Source organism: Sphingomonas colocasiae, from assembly GCF_019880585.1.
Taxonomy (GTDB): Bacteria; Pseudomonadota; Alphaproteobacteria; order Sphingomonadales; family Sphingomonadaceae; genus Sphingobium_A; species Sphingobium_A colocasiae.
The window spans coordinates 1-21,782 of the sequence record NZ_JAINVV010000009.1; the positions used below are offsets into that span (position 1 = coordinate 1).

At 65.8% G+C, this 21,782-nt stretch carries 18 protein-coding genes; 6 read left to right on the top strand and 12 right to left on the bottom strand.

What is annotated here, in order from left to right; genetic code table 11:
- Positions 1 to 420: 420 nt before the first annotated feature.
- From K7G82_RS18780 to K7G82_RS18830, 11 genes are all read right to left on the bottom strand, one after another.
- The gene (locus K7G82_RS18780; RefSeq protein ID WP_425517293.1) at positions 421 to 1,332 is read right to left on the bottom strand and encodes an SDR family NAD(P)-dependent oxidoreductase; all 912 of its coding nucleotides are present in this window, start codon (positions 1,330 to 1,332) and stop codon (positions 421 to 423) included.
- A 78-nt stretch (positions 1,333 to 1,410) separates the two neighbouring features.
- Positions 1,411 to 2,034, bottom strand: coding sequence for a TetR/AcrR family transcriptional regulator (locus K7G82_RS18785; protein WP_222991473.1), 624 nt, complete (start codon positions 2,032 to 2,034; stop codon positions 1,411 to 1,413).
- 118 nt (positions 2,035 to 2,152) lie between these two features.
- A complete protein-coding gene (locus K7G82_RS18790) occupies positions 2,153 to 3,739 on the bottom strand; it encodes an AMP-binding protein (protein ID WP_222991474.1) in 1,587 nt (528 codons plus the stop codon).
- Positions 3,736 to 5,355: a carboxylesterase/lipase family protein gene (locus K7G82_RS18795; protein WP_222991475.1), complete on the bottom strand. Its 1,620-nt coding sequence runs from the start codon at positions 5,353 to 5,355 to the stop codon at positions 3,736 to 3,738. Before K7G82_RS18795 ends, K7G82_RS18790 begins: the two co-directional genes overlap by 4 nt.
- Complete coding sequence (locus K7G82_RS18800; protein WP_222991476.1) at positions 5,352 to 6,665, bottom strand: spinster family MFS transporter; 1,314 nt, start codon at positions 6,663 to 6,665, stop codon at positions 5,352 to 5,354. Before K7G82_RS18800 ends, K7G82_RS18795 begins: the two co-directional genes overlap by 4 nt.
- 3 nt (positions 6,666 to 6,668) lie before the next feature.
- On the bottom strand, positions 6,669 to 8,981 hold the full coding sequence (locus K7G82_RS18805; RefSeq protein ID WP_222991477.1) for a TonB-dependent receptor: 2,313 nt from the start codon (positions 8,979 to 8,981) through the stop codon (positions 6,669 to 6,671).
- A gap of 133 nt (positions 8,982 to 9,114) precedes the next feature.
- The gene (locus K7G82_RS18810; RefSeq protein WP_222991478.1) at positions 9,115 to 10,020 is read right to left on the bottom strand and encodes a glycerophosphodiester phosphodiesterase family protein; all 906 of its coding nucleotides are present in this window, start codon (positions 10,018 to 10,020) and stop codon (positions 9,115 to 9,117) included.
- Between the two features lie 67 nt (positions 10,021 to 10,087).
- Positions 10,088 to 13,288: a TonB-dependent receptor gene (locus K7G82_RS18815; RefSeq protein ID WP_246623736.1), complete on the bottom strand. Its 3,201-nt coding sequence runs from the start codon at positions 13,286 to 13,288 to the stop codon at positions 10,088 to 10,090.
- A 135-nt stretch (positions 13,289 to 13,423) separates the two neighbouring features.
- On the bottom strand, positions 13,424 to 14,290 hold the full coding sequence (locus tag K7G82_RS18820; RefSeq protein ID WP_222991480.1) for a FecR family protein: 867 nt from the start codon (positions 14,288 to 14,290) through the stop codon (positions 13,424 to 13,426).
- A gap of 40 nt (positions 14,291 to 14,330) precedes the next feature.
- Positions 14,331 to 14,846 carry an RNA polymerase sigma factor gene (locus K7G82_RS18825; RefSeq protein WP_222991481.1) on the bottom strand — a complete coding sequence of 172 codons (516 nt, stop codon included), beginning with the start codon at positions 14,844 to 14,846 and terminating at the stop codon, positions 14,331 to 14,333.
- 118 nt (positions 14,847 to 14,964) lie between these two features.
- Positions 14,965 to 15,828 carry a LysR family transcriptional regulator gene (locus K7G82_RS18830; RefSeq protein WP_222991482.1) on the bottom strand — a complete coding sequence of 288 codons (864 nt, stop codon included), beginning with the start codon at positions 15,826 to 15,828 and terminating at the stop codon, positions 14,965 to 14,967.
- A gap of 102 nt (positions 15,829 to 15,930) precedes the next feature.
- Here K7G82_RS18830 and K7G82_RS18835 point away from each other — a divergent pair, with 102 nt between their 5' ends.
- From K7G82_RS18835 to K7G82_RS18845, 3 genes are read left to right on the top strand one after another with little or no spacing between them, the layout of a single operon-like run.
- The gene (locus tag K7G82_RS18835; protein ID WP_222991483.1) at positions 15,931 to 17,373 is read left to right on the top strand and encodes an amidohydrolase family protein; all 1,443 of its coding nucleotides are present in this window, start codon (positions 15,931 to 15,933) and stop codon (positions 17,371 to 17,373) included.
- A gap of 11 nt (positions 17,374 to 17,384) precedes the next feature.
- Entirely contained in the window at positions 17,385 to 17,864 is a 480-nt protein-coding gene (locus K7G82_RS18840) for a nucleoside deaminase (protein WP_222991484.1), read from the top strand.
- A gap of 5 nt (positions 17,865 to 17,869) precedes the next feature.
- Positions 17,870 to 19,090, top strand: coding sequence for a cyanate transporter (locus K7G82_RS18845; protein ID WP_246623696.1), 1,221 nt, complete (start codon positions 17,870 to 17,872; stop codon positions 19,088 to 19,090).
- 10 nt (positions 19,091 to 19,100) lie between these two features.
- Here K7G82_RS18845 and K7G82_RS18850 read toward each other — a convergent pair whose 3' ends face one another.
- Positions 19,101 to 19,508 carry a hypothetical protein gene (locus K7G82_RS18850; protein ID WP_222991486.1) on the bottom strand — a complete coding sequence of 136 codons (408 nt, stop codon included), beginning with the start codon at positions 19,506 to 19,508 and terminating at the stop codon, positions 19,101 to 19,103.
- A gap of 172 nt (positions 19,509 to 19,680) precedes the next feature.
- On the opposite strand from K7G82_RS18850, the gene K7G82_RS18855 reads away from it, so the two are divergent.
- From K7G82_RS18855 to K7G82_RS18865, 3 genes are all read left to right on the top strand, one after another.
- The gene (locus tag K7G82_RS18855; protein WP_222991487.1) at positions 19,681 to 20,559 is read left to right on the top strand and encodes a TauD/TfdA dioxygenase family protein; all 879 of its coding nucleotides are present in this window, start codon (positions 19,681 to 19,683) and stop codon (positions 20,557 to 20,559) included.
- A gap of 151 nt (positions 20,560 to 20,710) precedes the next feature.
- Positions 20,711 to 21,052 (top strand): hypothetical protein, encoded by a 342-nt coding sequence (locus K7G82_RS18860; RefSeq protein ID WP_222991488.1) that lies wholly within the window; start codon positions 20,711 to 20,713, stop codon positions 21,050 to 21,052.
- Positions 21,052 to 21,780, top strand: a complete 729-nt coding sequence (locus K7G82_RS18865; RefSeq protein ID WP_246623697.1) for a cellulose synthase operon protein YhjQ/BcsQ — start codon at positions 21,052 to 21,054, stop codon at positions 21,778 to 21,780. Before K7G82_RS18860 ends, K7G82_RS18865 begins: the two co-directional genes overlap by 1 nt.
- Positions 21,781 to 21,782 lie beyond the last annotated feature (2 nt).

Consider the following 21,782-nt stretch of genomic DNA (forward strand, 5'->3'; position numbering starts at 1 on the left):
GAGCCAAAAACGCGGACGCCTGACCTTCCCCCTCTTACCGGGGCTGACCGGGCATCCTAGTTTTTTGCGACCGCTGCCAGAGCCAGTGTGGCCCCCCGCTGCGGTGAGAGGGCATATATGGAGGGCCCTGAGACACGTCAACGCCTTTTTGTAGGAAATCTGTAATCGGCCGAATTCCGTCATCGCACCGTTCCGGAAGGGCTGTTGCAGACCGGCATCCAAACCCCGTGTTTCCGGGCGTATGGCCACCCTCGCCACGGCACGTGCCTGATCCCCCTTTCCATCGCCCCTCTGCATATTCACCGGACCGGATTACGAACCGACATGCGCTCGCGCTTTCGAATCGGCTTGGTTGCGCGATTCGACGCCGGATCGCGCCGAATCGTGTGATCTCGGCTTCGGCCGTGAGTCGCGCCGCTCCTATGAAAACCGAATCGCCGCATTGCGGCGCGCGCTGGCGACTTCGCGTTCCGCCTGGGCAAAGCCATAGGCCGGAGCGACCGCCGCCTTGCGATCGATCACCAAGGGCCAGTTCGCCACGAGCCTGCTGCCGGCTTCCGGCCCAGCACCGATATGACACCCTTCGGACAGCATGATCTCCGCACTCGCGAAATGCCCGGCACCCGCGCACAGGATAGCGCGCGTCGGCGCATCCTCTCCCACCAATGCCAGCAGCCCGGGACTGACCAGCGCCGGATCGAGTTCCACCAGACTTTCCTCCGCGAGCACGCCATGCGTCATCTGCGTCGCCGCGGTCGGCGCAAGACTGTTGACGCAAATGCCGTACTTCTCGCCCTCGATCGCCAGGGTCTGCATCAGACCGACCAGCGCCAGCTTCGCCGCGCCATAATTGGCCTGGCCGAAATTCCCCCACAAGCCGGAGGAGGAGGTCGTCATCACGATGCGACCATAGCGCTGCGCGCGCATCACATCCCAGACCGCCTTGCAGCAGATCGCCGCCCCGATCAGGTGAACGTCGACGACCAGCCGGAAATCGTCGAGCGTCATCTTCGTGAAGCTCCTGTCGCGCAGGATGCCGGCATTGTTGACGAGGATATCGATCCGGCCCCAACTGTCCTGCACGTTCGCGATCATTTCGCCGATCGCCGCCGCATCGGTGACGGATGCGGGCGCGTCCAGCGCAACCCCGCCCTGCTCCTCTATTTCCGCAGCCACCTGGCGTGCTGCCGCCGGATCGAGATCGTTGACGACCACCGATGCCCCCTGTGTCGCCAGATACAGCGCGTGCGCCCGCCCGAGCCCGCTGCCCGCCCCGGTCACGATCGCCACGCGCCCATTCAGCGGCCGATCCGCATTCGATGCCATCGTCATGATGCTGATTCCTCTTATTCACTCTCTAGTTAGTTAATATTAGTCGCGAACTGGTCAGACATAAGGCCACTGAGAGCGCTAGACGCTTTTCGCGCTGCAGATCTGCCGGAAACCCGCCGCCATGAATGCGGCCATGCGCGCCTTGATCGCCTCGAAATCCTCGGATCGGCAGATACCGCCCGACAATTTGTCGATACGGCCGGTTCGCGCCAGCGTGACCATCAGGGCGCCGGTGACGAAATGATAGCCCCAGAAAATGTCCTCGGCCGCGCAATCGGGCATGGCCTTTTTCAGCAGATCGATCAGCCGCAGCACGACGGGATCGAAATGGCTGTCCATCATCTCGGCGCCCCATTCGGGGGTATTGGCGACCTGGGCGCTCAGTGCGCCGTAATTCTTCCAGCCTTCACCGCCATGGATATAGAGATCCAGATCGGTATCGAGGAACGCATGCAGCGCACCCTCGATCGTCGGCTTGCCGGCAGTCGCGCGATCATAGACGTCGAGCGCCTCCATCCGGCGCGTGCTCGTCACCACCGCGCGGCGCGCGAAGACCGCGTCGAACAGCGTCTTCTTGTCCGCGAAATAATAGTTGAGCAGCGTGTGATGCACGCCGACGCGCTTGGCGACGTCCTTCAGCGTGACGCCATGCAAGCCGTGTTTCGAAAAGAGATTCTCCGCCTCGTCGAGAATCTGTTCCATCGTTTCGGCGCGCTGTTCAGCCTTGGTGGATCGCCGACGCGATTTCGCCTGATCTGCCACTCGTTCCGCTTTCAATCCCTGTTCGCCGGATGCACCGGCGGCCGCGCCGACAGACATCTCAAGCCCCGCCATAGTCTTCGCGCAAGCGAATCTTATCGATTTTTCCGGTCGGCGCCAGCGGCATGGCCGGCAGCCGGACGATCGCATCGGGGATCCACCACGGCGCCACCCGCCCTTCCAGCGGCGCCAGCAGCGCCGCATCGTCCAGCTCCTCGCCATTGTTCATTTCGACGAGCAGCACCGGGCGTTCCCCCCATTTCGCGTCCTGCCGGCCGATCACCGCCGCGAGCGACACTTGCGGCAACGCGCCGACCACCGCCTCGATCTCCGCCGGATTGATCCATTCCCCGCCCGACTTGATCAGATCCTTGGCGCGACCCGTGATCATCAGATTGCCCTTCGCATCGATGCGCGCGAGATCGCCGGTCGAAAACCAGCCATCGGCATCGGTCGCGGCTTCGGCCTGCCCGAAATAGCGATCGACCACCGATGCGCCACGAACCTGCAGATGCCCCTCGCCCCCGCGCTGATCGGGGAGCGGTATGCCGGCCGCGTCGGTGAGCAGCAGATCGACGCCGATCGCGGGCCGGCCCGATATCGCGGGGTTGCGATCCGGATCGTCGGGCGGGGCGATGGTGCCCAGCGGCGAAAGTTCCGTCATGCCCCAGCTCGTCTGCACCGTCACGCCCAGGCGGCGTTCGATGCGCGCCATCAGCGCGGGCGCCATCGGCGCACCGCCGACGATGATCCGTTTGAGCGACGGCAATGCGCCCCCGGCCACCTCAAGATGCTCGACCAGCCCGAGCCATACCGTGGGCACGCCGACACCGATCGTCACCCCCTCGGCCGCGATCAGCCTCGCCAGGCTGGCGCCGTCGGCCTGGCGCCCGGGCAACACCAGCTTGCCGCCGACCGCCGGCACCGCGAAGGGCAGCCCCCAAGCATTGGCATGGAACATCGGCACCACCGCCAGCACGGCATCCCGCGCGGTAAACGCCATGACATCGGCCTGCAGCGTGCGCAGCGTGTGAAGGAAGCTGCCGCGATGCGTATAGGTGACGCCCTTCGGCGCGCCCGTCGTGCCTGAGGTGAAGCAGAGCCCGGCCGGCGCTCGCTCGTCGAAGCCGCCCCAGGACACGCCGCCGGGCGCGGCAGCGATCAAAGGTTCGAGCACGTCAAGCGGTGGTGCACCGGCGGGCCATTCGCCGCCATCGCCATCGATCGCCAGCACCCGCCCGATACCGGGCGCACGTTCGACGATCAGCCGCGCGAGCGGCAACAGATCGACGCTGACGACGAGCAGCTTTGCGCCCGACCGGACCGCCATGGCGGCAAGCTGCAGCGCGGTGAGGCGCGGATTGAGCGTGTGGCAGACCGCGCCAATGCCCATCACGGCATACCAGCATTCGACATGCGCCTGGCTGTTCCAGGCGAGCGTCGCGACGCGGTCGCCCTCACCCACGCCGAAACCCGCGAGCAGCGACGAGATCGCGAGACTGCGTGCGCGCAGCGCGGCGTAGCCGATCCGGCCGATCCCCCCATCCTCGCGCGCCGTCACCACCTCCGCATCGGGATGCCAGCGGGCGGCATGATCGAGGAACTTGTCGAGCGTGAGCGGGAAATCCTGAATCGCACCGTGGATCATGGGCAATCCGCACTTGCGGGCAGCACGGGCGAGACGGTGCCGGTATTCCAGTTCCAGGGCAGGTTGCCCGCCGCGCGACGCCGGCAGACCGCCGCTTCGTGCAGCGCATACATGCCCGGCATCAGCCGCACGCCGGCGCGCGGCACATCCGCGAACGCCATGAAGGCGGCGTCCTTGCCATAGGGTCGCCATGCCGCCTGCCCTTTCGCGACCGGATTGCCGTCGCGCGCGAACGACGCCCAATAATCGCCCATCGCCGCCGAGAAACGCTTCTCCCCAACGGTGTCGGGAATTTTGGGCCAGAACGGCGGCGCGTCGGCGGCGGTACCGAAGACGAACGGGATTTCCGCGGCATGGAAGCCGTGCAGGCCATTCTCGTCTGCCGCCGGATAGCCATGGTCGAACAGATAAAGATAGGCAGGCTGGCCGATCGCCGTCTGCCCGATCGCCAGCCGCTCCGCCGTCCAGCCATAGAGCGCGTCGCGCGGCGCGGCGAGCACGGCCTCACCCGGATCACGCGATGGATAGAGGCGCAGCCAGGCATCCGAGAGGTCGCCATAGCGCGCGCGGATCGCCGCCTCATAAGCACCTGCACTGGCGGGCGCGGGCGGAGCCAGGAACCGCAGCGAGCGGATCTCGCCGATATTGAAGCCGGCGATCAGCGGCACCGGCGCCTGCTCACCGCGATCGAAGATTTCGACAAGCTGGCGCGGCAGGACCTTTCCGTCGATCGTGCCCCAGGGCATGTAGCCGGCTTTCGCGGCATTCTCGGTCAGCGCGACCGGATCCATGGCGCGAAGCGCCGCGATATCGGGCGCGCCGAGCGCCGCCGCGACCTTTTGGCCCGTCTCCTCGGCGGCGGCTTCGCCATGGAGCGCGTCCTTCAGCGACGGCGTCGAGATCATATAGGCACTCTGCGCGATCGCCTTGTGGAACAGCCCCCGCGCCCGGGGCGCCGCCATCAGATACATGACGCTGAGCGCGCCGGCGGATTCGCCCGCGATGGTCACGTTGCCGGCATCGCCGCCAAAGGCGCCGATATTCGCCTTCACCCATTGCAGCGCAGCGATCTGGTCGAGCAGGCCGTAATTGCCCGATACACCGGCCGCCGATTCCGCGCTGAGGCCGGGATGAGCGAGATATCCGAGCACGCCGAGGCGATAGTTGATCGAAACGACGATCATGCCGCGCGCGGCGAGCTTCGCGCCGTCATACATCGCTTCATGGCTGTAGCCCGTCGTCAGCGCGCCGCCATGGATCCAGACGAAGACCGGCGCATCCTTTGCCCGTTCGGGCGCCCAGATATTGAGCGTCAGGCAATCCTCGTCGATCTTCGCGGGTGGATTGGCATAGATGCTGCCGGCACGCGGGCGCGGCTGGATGCAGGCGGCGCCGAAGCCCTGCGCCTTGCGCACCCCCTGCCATGCGGGCAGCGCGGCCGGCGGCTTCCAGCGCAGGTCACCCACGGGCGGCCGGGCATAGGGAATGCCCTTGAACACGGCGATGCCGCGCGCCGCCTTGCCCTCGACAGCACCGGCGGGCGCCTGGACGACCTGCGCGGAGGCGGTGCCGGCAAGCAGCGAGATCGCCGCGGCGACAAGAAACGGGCATTTCATCGTGCGGCCTCCTTGCGGATCGCCCGCGCGAGCAACAGGAAAAGCAGGATCGCCAGCCCGTAGAACGGAACCAGCGTGTAGAAGGCCGATTGCAGCGGCCTGGCATGGCCATGCGCGCCGAACCAGTCGCTCGCCGCTCCCAGCCAGGTCGGCCCAAGGCCCAGGCCGACCAGGTTCATCACCAGCAGCAGCAGCGCGCCGGCCAACACCCGTTCATTGGGCTTCACCTCCTCCTGCACCAGCGCCACCGCCGGCGAGAGGTAGAAATAGTTGAGCGCGAACGGCACGATGAGCATGATCATCGCCAGTTCCCAGCCCGGCGCCCAGACGAACGCGACGAAGAAGGGAATGGCGACCGTCAGCCCGATGGCGGGAATCAGCGCATAGGCCCGCTTGTCGCGCGGCGCGAGCCGATCGACGAGCCGCCCGGCAAAGAAGATGCCCCCGCCCATCGAGAACAGGATCAGCAACGAATACCAGATAGCGACCTGCTCAAGCGTCATGCCCTTTTCCTCCATCAGGAAAAGCGTCGCGAAATTGCCAGAACCATAGGTGATGAACTGGTTGGCGGCGGTGGCCAGCGCCACCAGGAGCAGCACGCGCCGCCTGAAGAACATCCGGCAGGTCGCGAGGAACGGCGCCTTGGCGGGCGGTTCATAGGCGGTCTGCGGCGCATCGGCGGGAATGTCGAGCCCGCCGCGCGGGGGTTCACGCACGGTCAGATAGACGATCAGCGCCGTCACCACGCCGATCGCGCCAACCGCGATAAACGCGTCGCGCCAGCTGAAGGCGACCGCCACCGACGCGCCGAACGCCACACCCAGCGCATTGCCGATCGGCGGGCCGAGATTGTAGAGCCCAAGTGCGGTACCGCGCGTACCGGGGCGGAAATAATCGGAGATGATCGCATAGGATGGCGGCACGCCGCCTGCCTCCCCCACGCCCACCGTCATGCGGGCCAGCGCAAGCTGCGGATAGCTGGCAGCAAAACCGCAGGCGACCGTCGCCGCGCTCCACAAGGCGCACGCGAAGGACAGCACCTTCACCCGGTTCGCGCGATCGGCGAACCAGGCGACAGGGATCGAGATCAAGCCATAGAAAAGTGCGAAGTAGAGCCCGCTGATCAGCCCGATCTGGCCGTGGGTCAGCCCGAGCTCGTCGCGGATGGGCTTCGCCAGGATCGACAGCAACTGCCGGTCGAGGAAGTTCAGCACATAGACGAAGCAGAGCACGCCCAGCACGAACCAGGCGCGCCGATCCGGCCGCGCGGGCGGCACGGCCGGAGCCAATGCGGGATCGGCACCCGTCATCGCCTAGATACCGTAACCGACGCGGATGCCGACGGTGCGCGGCCGCATCGTCCCGAAGCGGCTGACCAGAAAGGCTTCGGGGTGGATATAGGTGATCGAGTGATCGTCGAAGAGATTCTCGACATAAAGCTGCGCGGACAAGTCACCCTTCTTCAGCCCGAAGCTGAGATTGACATTGGTATAGTCGTCGGTTTTGCCGAAGGTCACCAGCGGCACGTTCGGGCGCCCCGGCGTGTTCGGGAAACTGCTGTTGAACGATCCGATATGCTGCGCATTCGCCGCGATCGTCGCCTGGACGTCGCTCGCAAGATCGAAGCTGTAGGCGACATAGGCGGCCCCCTGGATACGCGGCGCGGACAGGCGATGACCAAGCACCGCGCCGGAGATCGCGGCCTCCTCCGGCGAAAGCCGGGTGATCTTGGAATCATTGTACGCGCCGTTGACGCCCACCGCCCAGCCCGTCGCCGGGATCACGCCGATCTCGAATTCGAAGCCCTTGCTGCGCGCCGCGCCGATATTGGTCGCGAACTGGACCGAGTCCGACACGCGGTTCGCCTGTGCCTGGATATTGCTCCAGTCGATCAGGTAGAAGGCGGTATTGATCGTCACCCGCCCGCCGAGCCAGCTGCCCTTGGCGCCGACCTCATAGCTTTTGAGGTCGTCCGAGCTGGCGCCAAAGGGAATGATGATGTCATTGGGATCGACCAGGCTCGGCCGGCCGGCAAAGGCATTGACGATCGGTGCGCGAAAGCCGGTCGCGAAGGTCGCGTAGGTGGTGAGATTGTCGTTGGGCTTGAAGGTGGCGCTCGCCTTCCACGACGGCTTCGATCCCTTCGCCTTGACGCCCTCCACCGCGGCATAGGGCGTGAAGGTATTGAAGTTCACGGGGATGCCGAGCAGCGCATAGTCATAATAGGTGAAGCCGAAGGCCGAAGCGAGATAGCCGCCTGCCTCGGTGAAGCCCTGCGCGGAAATGCGGCCGTAGCGCATGCCCGCGGTCAGCCAGAACCTGTCGGAGAAACGATAGGTCAGTTCGCCGAAGCCCGCCAGTTCCTGACTGATCTGATGGGTGAACTGTTTCTGGAAATATTTGTCGGGCAGCCCGGTCAGGCCCCGCGCCTGCAGAAACGGGATCGAGGAACGGTAGAAATAGTCCACGTCGCGGCGGCGGTGCAGATAGAAGCCGCCGACGACGAACTGGAACGGCCCGTCCAGCGTGGAGGCCAGGCGCGATTCCTGTACGAAGACCTTGTCGTACGCATCGGCATCCAGGCCGAACGCGATCGGCGCGCCCGGGAAGGAGCCGGGCGCGAAGGTGCCGGCCAGATCGACATAGAAGCGCTGATCGAAATCCGAATAGGTGGAGGAACTGGTCAGCTTCGCGAAATCGAATTCATATTCGACCGTGGCGTTGGCGATCATCTGCTTGCCGGTGAAGCGATCGGGTTCGTCCGACACCCGCTTTTCGCGCCCCAGCGCCGGATTGGTGAGCGAACTGTCCCTTGGATTGCTGTATTCGTAGGACCCGAGCAGCTTGATCGAAAGCCGATCGGTCGGCTGCCATTTCAGCACCAGCCGGCCGCCATAATCGATCAGCGAATTCGAATTGTGGACGCCGGTGCCGACATTGTCGAGATAACCGTCCTCGTCCCGGTAGAAACCCACCGCGCGGATCGCCAGGCGATCGTCGACCAGCGGCACATTGACCATCGCATTATAGCGCTGGCGGAAGGAATCGGATCCGGTCAGGCCGAAATCGACAAGCACCGATGCGTCGAAATCGTTGAGATCGGGGCTCTTGGTCAAAATGCGCATCGCGCCAGAAAGCGAACCGGAGCCGAACAATGTGCCTTGCGGCCCGCGCAGGAACTCGACGCGTTCGACGTCGAAAAGATTGGGATCGACGACGGTGGTGTTGCCGATCGTCGAGACGGGCAGTTCGTCGATATAGATGGCGACCGAGCTTTGCAGATTGGCGTTATAGCCGTTGGTGGCGATGCCGCGTGCCGTGAAATTGTTGAAATTCTGCGTCGGGCGATTGAGCACGACACCCGGCGTCTCGCGACCGATGCCTTCGTACCCGACAATGCCCTTTTCGGTCAGCGCTTCCTGCGTGAACGCGGTGATGCTGATCGGAACGTCCCGGATGCGTTCCTCGCGGCGCGTGGCGGTGACGATGATGTCGCCGCTGACGGCAGCCCCCTCGTCCCTTTCGTCGGATTGCGGTGCGGCATCATCCCGCGCCTGCGCGGCAGCACCTGCCGGGATCGCGAACAGCGCGCCCGCGCATACGGACACAAACAGCCTTGCCCTCATCATCCCCTCTCCATCTCGCGCCGATCGCATGCCGGCATGACAGCTTCATGCCGCCTGTTCGCGAGGGAGTCAATATTCACTCTCACGAGTGTGAATAAAATGATGGATGGCGCGCTGGCCTTCGGATCAATCGCTATCGCGCGGTCGTCATGCCCGTTTGGAGCAGGTCGATCAGATCACCGGGATGATCGGTCATGATCAAGTCGACGCCCAGGTCGATCAGACTGCGCCAGACTGCGCGACGTTCCTCGCGCGGCAGCATATCCACCTGGAACAAGCTGCTCGCCATGATCCATGCACCTGCGGGTCGCGCACCGGTGACGACCCGCTTCACGAAGGTTTCAGCCGGTTCGCTGGACAGCATGGCCTTGGGAATGACGTAGAAGCCGACGGGCTCGATCGGCGCATAGTTCGCGATCGGACTTGCCTGGCAGGATGCGCCCGCCGGATCGGCGCATTCGTGGACGACGGGAATCATTCCGATGGCGCCACGCAAGGGCGAGTTGATCAGCCGGTCGTCATCAGCCTTGCCGGCCACCCAGGTCGTCACCTGCCCGACCATGCCGAGCCGTTTCACGATATCGGCAACCTCCTGCTCGACCGGCAGCTTGAGATGAAGATTGACGGTGAACCGGCCCTTCGCGGCCCTCAGCCCTTCTTCCAGGGTCGGCACATGTTCGTCGGTGAGCGGCGCGGCCGGGCCGCCCGCCCCTTCGCGCAGGCGAAGCGCGCGAACCTGCGTGCCCGTCATGTCCGCGATCAGCCCCTTTCCATCGGTCATCCGGTCGACCGTGTCGTCATGCATCAGCACCAGCTGCCCGTCGCGCGTGCGCTGCACATCGATCTCGACGCTGTCCGGCCCGATCGCCTGGCAGGCGAGGATCGCGGAAACCGAGACTTCGGGAGCGCCGCCTTCCCAGCAACCGCGATGCGCCATCACCATCGTGCCGCGACCGTTCTTCATCGCCGCCGCCGGCACCTGCGCCGCCAATGGACCGGCAGCCAGCAGCAACATCAATGCGAGACCGGATCTTTTCATATTATGCATCCCGGGAAAGACAGGGCGGAGCCGGCAACCCGACGTATCGGGCCGCCGGCCGCGCGGATCAGAACTTCAGATTGATGCTGGTGAAGACATATCGGCCCATCACGTCGTAGATGCCCCCCGCGCCATATTGGGCATAGGGAAAGATCGGCGGATCGACATCGAGCACATTTTCGACACCGATCGCGATGCGGAACCGTTCGTCGACCCGCAGCCCCACCGAAATGTCGTTATAGGTGCGCGACGGGATCCGGTTGTCGGGATAGGATTCGGCAGTAACCGTCGGCCCGACCGCATAATTGGCGGCGCTCACGAAGCGCGTGTTCAGATTGAAATCCAGTTTTTCGGTCGAATAACTCAGCAGCATCGTTCCCCGGAATCGCGGGTTCGAATAGGCGCCGTCATATTGCACGTCGCCGGCAGTAAGCCCCGGCGTGGTGTGCAGCATATATTTGAGCAGATAGGTGCCTTTGAGCGACAGGCCGAGCGTCCCCTCGCCCAGCGTGCGCCGATAGTTGATGCCGGCATCGATGCCCCGCGCGCCCATTTCCTGCGCGTTCACCAGGAAGGTTTCGAGCCGGGTCGCGAGATGCGTCACCGGGTCGCGCTGGATCGAGCGGCAGAAGACATTGTCGATCGACGGTAGATCGGTGCAGAGCCGATAGACATCCCCGGCCCCGAACGACGCGATGACGTTGCTGATCTCGATATTCCAGTAATCGATCGTGGCATCGAAGCCGGGCAGGAAGCGCGGGCGGAACACCGCGCCCAGGGTGAGGCTGTTCGACGTTTCGGGCTGCAGATTGGGGTTGCCGCCGGAAACGATGACCGGGCCGAGCTGTTCATAGGGCAGCGGCGCGGCGATACCGAGCGCGCGACAATTGGCGGCGCGCTCGGGCGTCAGATTATAGGCCGCGCCCATGCAGGTATCGGCCGGACTGCCGCTCGCGGTTTCGGTCTGGGGCCGGTAAAGCTCGCCGAAATTGGGTGCGCGCACGCTGCGCGAACGCACGCCGCGCAGCGCCAGGCCGGGAATCGGCTCCCAGGTGGCGCCGAGCTTCCAGGTATCGGTCTTGCCGTAACCGCTATAGTCCGAATAGCGATAGGCGCCCTCCACCTCCAGCCGGTGCGCGAACGGCAGACCACGCAGCACGGGCACGACCAGCTCGCCATAGATTTCGGATACCTTGCGCGACGCGCGGATATCCGGCTGCGCGCCCGCCAGGCCGAAATAGGCGACTTCACCGGTTGCCGCGCGCGGATCGTCGACCGTGTCCAGCGTCTCGCGCCGCCGCTCGACGCCCAGCGCGATCGACAGATCGCCATAAGGCAGGGAAAGCAGGTCGCCGGCGACGCTTGCGCCATAGACCTGCTGCGTGTTGACGCGCCGCCCGGTCCTGTCGGTCAGCATGTAATTCTGCTGCGCCTGGGTAAGCGGCTCGTTTCCGAAGATGTTGAACGGTGTACAGCCCGCCGCGCGCGCTGCCGCGCTCCGGCAGACCGGAGCGCCGGTCGCCGGATCGGCGATGACGTCGCGCGCGGCGGCATAGCGCGACGCCAGCGGAACGTTGGTGTAGTTCACATCGTCGGTGGTGCGGCCATATTGATAAAAGGCCTGCCAGTTCAGCCTGTCGGCCAGCCGCCCGCCCAGCCCCTGAAAGATCGTGAAGCTCTCATAGTCATGGAGGATCTCGATCGCCGGGAAATTGCCATAGGCGCGGTTGATGCCCAGCGCGGTGCGATTGTTGGTGAGCATGAACTGGCGCAGCGCCGACGGCAGATAGGGATTGTCGAGATAGGCGACATCGCCGCCATGATTGTTGACGGTGTTGGCGCGACTGTCCTGCCGGAACAGGCTGCCGCCGACAAAGGAGTGCGAACGGCCGTAATCGAAGCGCGCTTCATAGGTCACCGCATCGGTGACGTCGTATTTCACCTTGCCGATCACCGCCAGAGCTTCGAGCTGGGACTGGAGCATGCGCCTGTCCTCGAGCTGGCCGCCCTCGCCGCCCGACCAGAAACCGTAGTTGCCACCGCTGATCCGGGTACCGCCGATCGGCTTGCGCACGACATTGTCGGCGACATCGACGATATAATTGGTGTCGTCCGCCGCCCAATAGAAACTCGGCTGGTATCCGACGAAGATCTGTCGGAAATCCTTGATCATGATCCGGTCTGGGATACCATCTGTCGCGCTCCTGCTCGCGGGATTGGACTGGAACAGGATACGCCCGCGGGAAAAGGCGCGGTCGCCGGTATAGACCGCGCCGCTGCGCGAATAGGTGCCACCGATCGCCAGCGACCCGCGCCCGTCCGCGAACTTGCCGCCGGTCGAGATCGAGAGCACCGATCGTTCGCCATCGCCATGCTGGGAGATGCCCTGGTTGGCGGAGATGTTCAGGCCGTCGATGACATCCTTGGTGATGATGTTCACCGCGCCCGTTACCGCGTCCGCACCATAGATCGCCGCGGCCCCGCCGGTCACGATCTCGATACGGTCGATCATGGCGGGGGGGATCATGTTCAGATCCACCGCCGAGCTGGTGGCGGAGCTCGATACGCGGCGCATGCCGTCGATCAGCGTGAGGCTGCGATTGGTGCCCATGTTGCGCAGCGCCACCGTTGCGATGCCGTGATCCGAACCCGAATTGTTGACGGGATCGCTCACGCTGCGCGGGCCGATGCCCGGGCCTACGGCGGGATCGAGCAACAGCGCGTCATAGGCGTTGGTCCGGCCGACGCGCTGCGCGGTCTCCATGCTGATGACGCTCACCGGCATCGGCGATTCGAGCTCGGGGCGGGCGATGCGCGACCCCGTCACGACAATCGCGGCCTCGCCCTCGCCATCCGCGCCGGCGACCTCGATCGCGCGTTCGGCGACGCGCTGCTCGGCCACGCGGTCCTGCCCCGAAAGCGCGCCCGGCGAACGCGTGGCGCCGGTCTGCGGCCCCGATGCGCTCCGCACGATCAGAAATGCGTTGCCGCGCTTCTCGTAACGCAGGCCCGAACCCCGCAGCAACTGCCCAAGCGCCGCTTCGGGAGTCGATGCGCCACGAACCGGACGGGACCGCTTGCCGCGCAACAAAGCCGGATCGGCCAGGATCTCCACACCGGCATCGCGCGAAAGCGCATTGAGCGTCTCGGACAGCGATGCCGACGGCAGCGACAGGCCTGCCTGCGCCTGGGCCGGCGACGAAACGGAGATCGAGCCGATCGCAAGCGCGAATACGGCTGCCCTCGTACGGAGCGCACCTAGAGACATGATCACAGGAGATTCCCCTTTTACCGAACTTGAATGGGTTCGACAGGGAAGACGCCGGATCGGCACAAATCTTACAAAGTATTTTGTTGCACTTTTACTACGGAATTCACGAATCCATATTACAAATCATGCCGATCATTGAGACAATGTGATCGCATTCCCATTCTCACTAACCTTGAATTCATGAACGACCGACAGATTTCTGACTTGCCTGAGCGGGTCGGTCAGGCGGATGCGCCCGTTCACGCGTCGTTCCGCCAATGCCCCGTCGATGATGATCGGCACGGGCGAGACGCTTTCGAGATCCGCGATCACCTGGCCCAGCGTTGCATTCTCATATTCCGCCCATTCGGCGCGCCATCGCGCGACGCGATGCGGGCCGCCGGCATCTCTGCTCAGCCCATCCGGCGTCAGTGACGCAGCCTGATCCGCACCCAGTTCCAACGGCGTGCCGAACCAGCGATCGCGCCCGAAACGCACCGTGCCATGCTCCACCGCGGTTCGGACCATGTCCGGCTTCAACGCCACCTCGAAACGCGTGCCCAGCACGGTGATTTCGCCATCCCCGGCCTCGACGCGAAAAACGCGAGTCTCGTCGCGCCTGACATCCGCGAAGATCGTACCGCGCATCAATGTCACTTCGCGCTCGTGCCGGGTGTAGCGGACCTGCACTTCCGCGCCGCCAGCCAGAGTCAGCCGGGTGCCGTCATCCAGCCTCACCTCGCGGATGACGCCATCGGCCGCCGCATAATTGTGCGATGGCGCCAGAAACAGCTCGATCGCGGGCCGGGCCTGATAGGCGGCGGACAAGAACAGCATGCACGCCGCCGCACCCGCAGCCAGCCGCTTCCGCGATCGACGGCGCCGGCCATAATCGTGGAGCGCCTGATCGATGTCCGCCCCCATGATCCGCCGCCACATGGTGTCGAACAACGGCTTGCGGCGCGGATCCGCGGCAAGCCAGGCATCGAAACCCGCCTTGTCGAACGATCCCCCGTTCATGCGCGAAGCGACCCATTGCGCCGCTTCCATCTCGATGGTGTCATCGTCCGGCAGATGCGCCTCGCTTCTCCAGCGTCGCCATCGCGCGATGCAGATCGAGCACCGCCCGCGCGACATGCGTGTCGACCGCGCCCGGCGAAATTCCAAGACGTTCAGCCACCTCCCTTGCCGACGCGCCATGCAGCCGCCGGGCGATGAACACCTCTCGCCGCAATCCGGGCATTCTGCCCAGAACGCCCGCAACGATCACGATCAACTGCCGCTGTTCCGCCTGGCTTTCCAGATCCGATCGCGGGCACGGCAGGTCTTCGGACAGTTCGGTCGCCATGCCCCGGCCCGAACGGCGAAAATAGTCGCGCACCAGGTTGATCGAGATCCGGCGGAGGAACGCCACGACATTGGTGACGTTGGCGTCGGGCTTTGCCTGATAGGTGAGCAGCCGGAGATACGCCTCCTGCACGATATCCTCGCGAAGCGCCGGATCATCGACGCGGCGCCCGACATAGCGCAGCAGATCGGCGCGCTGGGCATATAAGTCTGAGCCATCCGATCCCATGGGCCGCGCACATAGGAAGATCGTGTGACAGCAATATTTAAACCGTTGCCGCATGCGACGAACCTGTTCGCGCGGCCGGCCGCGACATGGCGGCCAGAGAGAGATCGCCGCCGCACCGTCAGCCCAGGCGTCGTCCGGCCGCGTCGAACCGGCGGGCAAGCACCTCGATCATGCTCTCGACGAGCATGGCGCATGGGCCGGTTCGTTCCCAGGCATAGATCGAAGCGACCATCGCCGGTTCCGGTCCGAATGCGGCGAACGGGCGGACGCCATAGTGCGCCGCCACGCCCGCCGGCACCAGGGACAGGCCCAGCCCCGCCTCCACCGCGACAAGGACGCTGCTGAGGCTGGTGCCCGAAAAGGCGACATACCAGCGCCGGCGTTCACGCTCGATCCGGTCGAACATCGCATCGCGATACAGGCCGCCCGGCGGAAAGGTGACCAGCGGCAGCGGATCGGGCCATGCAATCGCGCGGCCGGCGGATTCGAACCAGCCGATCGCTTCCGGAAAGGATGCGCGGCAATCGACGCTCGCCTTCGGCTCCTTGACGACGATGATATCGAACTCGCCGGCCCGGAAACGCCGGTCGAGATCGCGGCTGAGCCCGGTGGTGACGTCCAGCCGGACCTCGCGGTGCCGGCCAGCGAATTCCGCGAAGACACGGCTCATCGGCGCGGTGACGATGTCGTCGGGCACGCCGATCCGGATCGCGGCGGTGCCCGCCTGATCCGACAGCAATGTCTCCGCCTCCGCCTGCAGCGACAGGATCCGCCGGGCATGGCCGAGCAGCCGCTCGCCCGACGCGGTCGCCCGCACCGGCCTGGCGGCGCGATCGATCAGATCCTGCCCCAGTGCCTGTTCCAGCCGGCCGAGCTGCTGGCTGACCGTCGACTGCGTCATGTGCAGCCGTTCCGCCGCCAGCGTGAAGCTGCCGGTGTCGGCGATGGTCACGAAAGTGCGGAGCAGGCGCGGATCGAGCATGATCATTCAGATAATGGATATTGTTTTTCCATACATCTAATTTGCGAATGCAAAAGCGCGAAGTTACCGGTCTGCTGACATGGAATTTCCGGGACTCGACGCATGAAACGCCTCCTCTCCACCCTTCTCGCCGGACTGGCGCTGCTGCCGATGCAGGCGGCGGCGAAGGAACGGGCCGATATCCTGATCCGCCACGCCACCATCGTCGATGTCGAACATGCCCGGCTGATCCCCGATCAGGCGGTCGCGACGACGGGCGACCGGATCGTCGCGGTCGGCGGCGACGCGGAGGTCGCGAAGCAGTGGAGCGCGAAACGGACGGTGGACGCCAAGGCGCGCTATCTGATCCCCGGCCTGTGGGACATGCATGTCCATTTCGGCGGCGGCCCCGATCTGATCGAGGAGAACCGCGCGCTGCTGCCGCTTTATGTCGCGCACGGCATCACCACCGTCCGCGACGCATCCGGCGATCTGCCGCTGCAGGTGCTGGGCTGGCGCGACGAGATCGCCAAGGGCGCGCTGTTCGGCCCGACCCTGCTGAGCTCCGGCCCCAAGATCGAAGGCATCAAGCCGATCTGGAAGGGTACGATCGAAACCGGATCGGAGGCCGATGTCGACGCCGCGGTCGCCCGCCTCAAGACGCTGAATGTCGATTTCGTGAAGATCACGGACAGCACGCTGAAGCCGGACCTGTTCCTCCATGCGCTACGCCAGGTGCGCGGCGCCGGGCTGCGCGCATCCGGCCATATCCCGATGGCGCTGACCGTGGGCCAGGCCGTCGACGCCGGGATCAGCTCGATCGAGCATCTGGGTTATGCCTTCAAGGCGGGTGCGGAGGACGAGGCCGCGATCGCCGCCGATTTTGCGGCAGGCAGGATCGACCGGGCGGAAGCCAATCGCCGGATCAATGCGAGCTTCGACCGGGATACCGCGATGGCGTCCTATCGCCGCTTCGTAGAGAAAGGCGTCTTCGTGACCCCCACGCTCAACGGCGGCCGCATCATCGCCTATCTCGACCAGGACGATCACAAGAACGACGATTACCTCGCCTATATCGGCCCCAGGCTGCGCGCGACCTATACATGGCGCGTCGAGCGCGCGGCACAGGCCGATGCCACGGCGATCGCGGCCCGCCACGACCAGATCGAGCGCGAGGCGGCGGTGCTGCCGCTGCTCCAGGCGGCCGGCGTCACGATCATGGCGGGCACCGATGCCGGCTTCCTCAATTCGTTCAACTATCCCGGTATCGGCCTGCACGACGAACTGGGGCTCTATACGCGCTACGGCCTGACGCCCGCCCAGGCCCTGTCGGCGGCGACGCGCGCCGGCCCGGCCTGGTTCGGCACGCTCGACCGCTATGGTTCGATCGACCGCGGCAAGGCGGCGGACATGGTGCTGCTCGACCGCAATCCGCTGGAGGATATCGCGGCGACGCGCGCGATCCATGCGGTGATCCTGCGCGGCTCGGTTCAGGACCGCGCCGCGCTCGACCGGATGCTCGCCGAGACCCGCGCCAAGGTCGCCGCGTGGAACGCCAGGCCCTGACGGCGCGCGCGATGAAGACTGAAGACCATTTCCTGCGCACGGCGATCGCGCTCGCCCATGCCAATGCCACGGCGGGTGGCCGCCCCTTCGGCGCGGTCGTCGTGCGCGGCGGCGAGATCGTCGCGACGGGCGTCAACGATGTGATCGGTTCGCACGATCCGACCGCGCATGCCGAGCTGGCCGCAATCCGCGCCGCCAGCCAGGCGCTCGGTTCGGCCGATCTGAGCGCATGCGCGGTCTTCGCGAGCGGCCATCCCTGCCCGATGTGCATGGCGGCGATGCGGCTCGCCGGCATCGGCAGCGTGACCTATGCCTATTCCAACGAGGATGGCGAACCCCATGGCCTGTCGACCGCGGCTCTCCGCGCCGAACTCGCCCGGCCCTTTTCCGAACAGTCGATGACCATCCGGCATGTGCCGGCGCGGCTCGACACCTGTCCCGATCTGTACGGCGAATGGCGGCGGTGGCAGGACGCCCGGCTGACGGGCTGAAAGCCATGCCGCGCAATGCCCTGCTGATCGCGGCCGTGGCCATGATCGGCCTGAACCTGCGACCGTTCCTGACCGGAATCGGGCCGCTGGCCGTGGCGATCGGCTCGGAAACCGGACTGGGCATGCAGGGCATCGCCTTGCTCACCCTGGTGCCGATGCTGCTGATGGGCGGCTGTGCCTTTGCCGGCCCCGCCCTGCGCGATGCGCTGGGTGCCGGGCGGACCATCACCGGCGCGCTCGCCATGCTCGCCTTGGGATCGCTGCTGCGGCTGGACGCCGGCACGGGCTGGATGCTGCTGGCGACGGCGGCGTTGTGCGGGCTGGGCGCGGCGATCGTCCAGGCGGTGTTTCCCGGCGTCATCAAACAGCATTTCCCGCGCCATGTGACCATGGTGACCGGGCTGTATTCGTCGATGCTGATGGGCGGCGGCGCGCTGGGCGCGCAGGCCGCGCCTCTGATCGCGCGCGTGTCGGGCAATTGGCGCCTGGCGCTGGCGGCACTCGCGCTGCCCGCGATCGTCGCGACGGCGATGGCGGCGCGCCTTTTGCCGCGCGGCGGGAATGCCCCGCCGCCGCGCGGTGCGACGCCGGCGCTGATCGGGCTGCCGCGCACCTGGCTGCTGATGGCCTGTTTCGGCCTCGTCAATGGCGGCTATGCATCGGTCGTGGCCTGGCTCGCACTGTCCTATCAGGAGCGCGGATGGGATGGCGCCGCCAGCGGTGGGCTGCTGGCGATCGTCGCTGCGAGCCAGGCGCTGGCCGCGCTGCTCCTTCCCATGCTCGCCGGCCGGCGGGCGGATCGCAGGCCCTGGCTATGGCTGAGCCTGGCGATGCAGGCGGCCGGATTCACCGCACTGATCCTGTCGCCCGAAGCCGCGCCGATGCTCTGGTCGATCGTGCTCGGCGCCGGACTGGGCGGCTGTTTCGCGCTGTCGATGATCGTCGCGCTCGACCATCTGCCGAATCCGGCCCGCGCCGGCGCGCTTTCCGCGCTGATGCAGGGTGGCGGCTTCGTGATCGCGGCGATCCCGCCCTGGATCCTCGCCGCGCTGCACGATCGCGGCGGCGGCTTCACGGCCGGATGGCTGTTCCATCTTGGTTGCGTCGCGCTCGTCGCGGGATTGACGGTGCGGCTGGCGCCCGGCGGCTATGCGCGCGCGATGCGCGAGCCGGAAGACAAGGCGCAGCAAAATGCGCAGCCGGTCGCCCGCCCGCGCTGGCTTTGACGGCTATCTGCTATTTGTTGCCGGGGCGGCCCGGACCCGGCTTGCCCGGCGGGCGGCCGCCACCGCCCGGCCTCGACCGGCTGTTCGGCGATTGCGGACGCCTTGGCTTCGGCCCCGCGCCACGCGGCGCATGGGCGGGCATCGGCCGTGCCGGACGATCGGGGCCGCCGGCGGGCTTCCCACCCGAGACGACATAGCCTTCCTTCTGCAGCCGCGTGAACGCGGCGCGCACGCTCGCCGCGATCGCGGTGCGCAACTCGGGGGGCAGATCCGCGAAGGTCGTGTTGACGTGCAGCGCGCCCAGATCGCGGACGAGATTGTTGGGCAATCCCTTCGACGCGGTCTTGAGCGCCTCGATACCGTCCATGACGGCGGCAAAGATGATGTCCTGCATCACGTCGGTTGCGGATCTGGTCATGCGCGCTGACTAGCCGCTCCGAATCGAATTGTCGCCTGCCTTGTTGCGAATGGAGGCAGATGATTTTCGTCGAGCCGCCGCCCATCGCCAGCGGCCATCGGCGGGACTTGCCACTGCCCGGCCGATATGTAAATTTACTTGACCATCTGAAGAGGAAGCGGCGAGGGCCTGCATGAACCTGCAGACGCGTGCATTGCATCCCCTGTTCGCTGCCGAAGCCGCGGCCGTGGACTTGTTCGACCCGGCCATGCCATCCGCCGTGGAAGCGGCGGTCGACGCCCATGCCGTGCTGGTGCTGCGCGACCAATGGCTCGACGACGACGCGCAGATCGCGTTCAGCCGTCGCTTCGGCGCGCTTGAGCTGCCGCCCAGCCTGGGCATCCGCGATGCCGCGCAGGTGCGGCGCGTGGGCGAAGGCATATTCGACGTTTCCAACCTGAATGCCGATGGGGAGATCGAACCGCGCGATTCGCCGCGCCGCCAGTTCGGCAAGGCCGATCATGTCTTCCACACCGACAGTTCGTTCCACGCGCTGCCGACCAAATGGTCGTTGCTGTCCGCGCGCATCGTTCCGGCGCACGGCGGAGAGACCGAATTCATCGATCTGCGCGCTGTCCATTCGGCGCTGCCGGAGGAGATCCGGTGCCGGATCGCGCCGCTATCCGCCTGGCACTCCATCTGGCACTCACGCGCACGCGCCGGATCGCCCCTGCCGCCCACCGAGATCCGCGATCGGCTGCCCCCGGTGCTCCAGCCGATCGTCCGCCCGGCGCCCGACGGACGGCAGACCCTGTTCATCGGCGCGCATGCCGGAGAGATCGCGGGCATGGATCCGGACGAGGGCCGCGCGCTCATCGACGAACTCAACGCCTTCGCGGCGCAACCGCGCTTCGTCTATGCGCATCGCTGGCGCGCGGGCGATCTCGTGATCTGGGACAATCGCTGCACGCTCCACCGCGCCACGCCGTTCGACGACATGCACGAGAAGCGCGACATGCGGCGGACCACCATCATGGAGCATGGGCCGGAGCGATCGGCGGTCGCGGCGTGAGCATGATCGCGACACGGGCAGAGGAACCGGCAGCAAGCGATTAAGAAAAAAGCCTGTCTATCAATATTCAGCTTAGCGGCTCGTCGCAGACCTAACACCTTATTAACCATTGATGCGCATTCTGGGGATCCTAATTTTGGAGCACTCCCCAATGCGCCAGGATGCAAAGAGCCTACTCGCGCGGTTGAACCGCAGGGATTTCAAATATCAGGAATTCCCCGATCCGTTCGCGGACATGGAACTCTGGCCGATCTTCGAGGCGCTGCTGATCGACGAACGCGTCATGGGCGAAAAGGCACCGACGCTCGCCGCCGCCGAAGTGCAGATCCGCACGCGCACCAGCCCGCCCGAACGCGTCGAGCGCCCGGCGGCGCCACCGAGGAAGGCAGGCCTTTTCAGCCGCTATGCCAAGGATGCCGCGCCGGCCGCCGAGCCGCGCGGCGAGGTCGTCAACATGCGCCAGTTCCTCGGCCGCCTTTCGGACAAGACCTGATGCTGATCCTGTTTCATTCGCCCAAGGGCGGCGTCGGCAGCACCTTCCTGACCGCGCAGCTCGCCATGCACCTCGCCGAACGCGGACACCAGGTGACCGCGATCGATTTCACCTATCAGGATTCGCTGAAGCTGCATTTCGGGATGCTGCCGAGCCAGACCGTGGCGGGCATGACCTATGCGCCCGGCGACACGATGGTGGTGGGCGGCGTCGAATTGCTCAACGGCCATGCAATCACCGAGGACAGGCGCTTCCTCGACGTGCTCGAACAGGACGATCCGGGCCTGTTCGATCCGCACCGCATCACGCTGCTGGACATCGCATCCGGATCGCGCGCGCTCAAGACGCGGCTGCTCAGCCATTGCGATCTGCACATCTGCCCCCTGCTGCCCTTCGCGGGTTCACTGGCGACGCTGCCGCTGGTCGAGCCCGGCACGCCCGTCGCGCAGCTCGAAAAAACCGCGTTCGTGCTCAACCAGCTCGACGATACCAGGCGGCTCTCGCGCCACAGCCATTCCTTCATCCGCGAACTGCTGGGCGATTCGCTGCTCGGCACCGTGCGCCGCGACGAAGCCGTGAACGAGGCGCTGGCCATGTTCGAGCCGATCCCGAAATTCGCGCCGTCCAGCGTGGTCCGCATCGATCTCGACCGGCTGACCCATGCGGTCGAGCGCCGGCTCGGCCTTGTCGCCGACGAGGATGCCGGCGCCGCCTCGCTGCAGATCTGACC

Coding starts and splice junctions, on each gene's coding strand:
- K7G82_RS18780 (WP_425517293.1), bottom strand. CDS start 1,332: ATGACGATGGCATCGAATGCGGATCGGCCGCTGAATGGGCGCGTGGCG.
- K7G82_RS18785 (WP_222991473.1), bottom strand. CDS start 2,034: ATGGAACAGATTCTCGACGAGGCGGAGAATCTCTTTTCGAAACACGGC.
- K7G82_RS18790 (WP_222991474.1), bottom strand. CDS start 3,739: ATGATCCACGGTGCGATTCAGGATTTCCCGCTCACGCTCGACAAGTTC.
- K7G82_RS18795 (WP_222991475.1), bottom strand. CDS start 5,355: ATGAAATGCCCGTTTCTTGTCGCCGCGGCGATCTCGCTGCTTGCCGGC.
- K7G82_RS18800 (WP_222991476.1), bottom strand. CDS start 6,665: ATGACGGGTGCCGATCCCGCATTGGCTCCGGCCGTGCCGCCCGCGCGG.
- K7G82_RS18805 (WP_222991477.1), bottom strand. CDS start 8,981: ATGAGGGCAAGGCTGTTTGTGTCCGTATGCGCGGGCGCGCTGTTCGCG.
- K7G82_RS18810 (WP_222991478.1), bottom strand. CDS start 10,020: ATGAAAAGATCCGGTCTCGCATTGATGTTGCTGCTGGCTGCCGGTCCA.
- K7G82_RS18815 (WP_246623736.1), bottom strand. CDS start 13,288: ATGTCTCTAGGTGCGCTCCGTACGAGGGCAGCCGTATTCGCGCTTGCG.
- K7G82_RS18820 (WP_222991480.1), bottom strand. CDS start 14,290: ATGAACGGGGGATCGTTCGACAAGGCGGGTTTCGATGCCTGGCTTGCC.
- K7G82_RS18825 (WP_222991481.1), bottom strand. CDS start 14,846: ATGGGATCGGATGGCTCAGACTTATATGCCCAGCGCGCCGATCTGCTG.
- K7G82_RS18830 (WP_222991482.1), bottom strand. CDS start 15,828: ATGCTCGATCCGCGCCTGCTCCGCACTTTCGTGACCATCGCCGACACC.
- K7G82_RS18835 (WP_222991483.1), top strand. CDS start 15,931: ATGAAACGCCTCCTCTCCACCCTTCTCGCCGGACTGGCGCTGCTGCCG.
- K7G82_RS18840 (WP_222991484.1), top strand. CDS start 17,385: ATGAAGACTGAAGACCATTTCCTGCGCACGGCGATCGCGCTCGCCCAT.
- K7G82_RS18845 (WP_246623696.1), top strand. CDS start 17,870: ATGCCGCGCAATGCCCTGCTGATCGCGGCCGTGGCCATGATCGGCCTG.
- K7G82_RS18850 (WP_222991486.1), bottom strand. CDS start 19,508: ATGACCAGATCCGCAACCGACGTGATGCAGGACATCATCTTTGCCGCC.
- K7G82_RS18855 (WP_222991487.1), top strand. CDS start 19,681: ATGAACCTGCAGACGCGTGCATTGCATCCCCTGTTCGCTGCCGAAGCC.
- K7G82_RS18860 (WP_222991488.1), top strand. CDS start 20,711: ATGCGCCAGGATGCAAAGAGCCTACTCGCGCGGTTGAACCGCAGGGAT.
- K7G82_RS18865 (WP_246623697.1), top strand. CDS start 21,052: ATGCTGATCCTGTTTCATTCGCCCAAGGGCGGCGTCGGCAGCACCTTC.